Consider the following 653-nt stretch of genomic DNA (forward strand, 5'->3'; position numbering starts at 1 on the left):
GCTTATGTCGCGACGGCTACAGCGCAAGGCTGACAGCACCTTCTATCCACGCTATATGCGCCGCAGCAAGTGAGGATGCGGCACAATGACCGGAACGACGAGATCAAGCGAGGGGCTGGACGCCCACCGCCGCAAGCTTCTGTTTCGCTCCTGGCATCGCGGCATGCGCGAGATGGATCTGATCCTCGGCACTTTCGCCGATGCTGAGATCGGTACCTTGACCGGCGAGGAAATCGACCAATATGAGAGGCTCCTCGACATTCCCGACACCGAATTCCTGCCCATGGTCACCGGCGAACGCCCGGTCCCGGCCGATATCGATTGTGCCGTCCTGCAAAAGATCCTGGCTTTCCGCCACTCCATGACATTTTGAGCGACCTGATTTCATGAGCCTCATTCCCATCATCGGCCTGCCGAAAGGCCGTGCCGGCCAGTTCATTGTCGACGGCGTCGCCGACGGCTACGAAGCCTTTGCGCTGGTGCAGGCGGCACTCGAGATCGCGCCCGACAAGCCGGTTCTGTTCGTGGCACGCGACGGCCAGCGCCTGCCGGCGATCATCGAGGCGCTGTCCTTCGCGGCGCCCGGCCTTCCCGTGCTGGAGCTGCCGGCCTGGGATTGCCTGCCCTACGACCGCGTCTCCCCCGGTTCGGAC

Annotated in this window: 2 protein-coding genes; both read left to right on the forward strand. The window is 63.2% G+C overall.

Annotated elements, in window-relative coordinates:
- The first annotated feature begins 85 nt into the window (after positions 1–85).
- Positions 86–373, forward strand: a complete 288-nt coding sequence (locus EN935_RS39120; protein WP_109669329.1) for a succinate dehydrogenase assembly factor 2 — start codon at positions 86–88, stop codon at positions 371–373.
- Positions 374–386: 13 nt separating this feature from the next.
- Positions 387–653: hypothetical protein (locus tag EN935_RS39125; protein WP_164771880.1), on the forward strand; the 267-nt coding region annotated here is incomplete at its 3' end.

It is taken from the genome of Mesorhizobium sp. M7D.F.Ca.US.004.03.1.1 (assembly GCF_003998635.1).
Classification (GTDB): domain Bacteria; phylum Pseudomonadota; class Alphaproteobacteria; order Rhizobiales; family Rhizobiaceae; genus Mesorhizobium; species Mesorhizobium loti.

Coding starts and splice junctions, on each gene's coding strand:
- EN935_RS39120 (WP_109669329.1), top strand. CDS start 86: ATGACCGGAACGACGAGATCAAGCGAGGGGCTGGACGCCCACCGCCGC.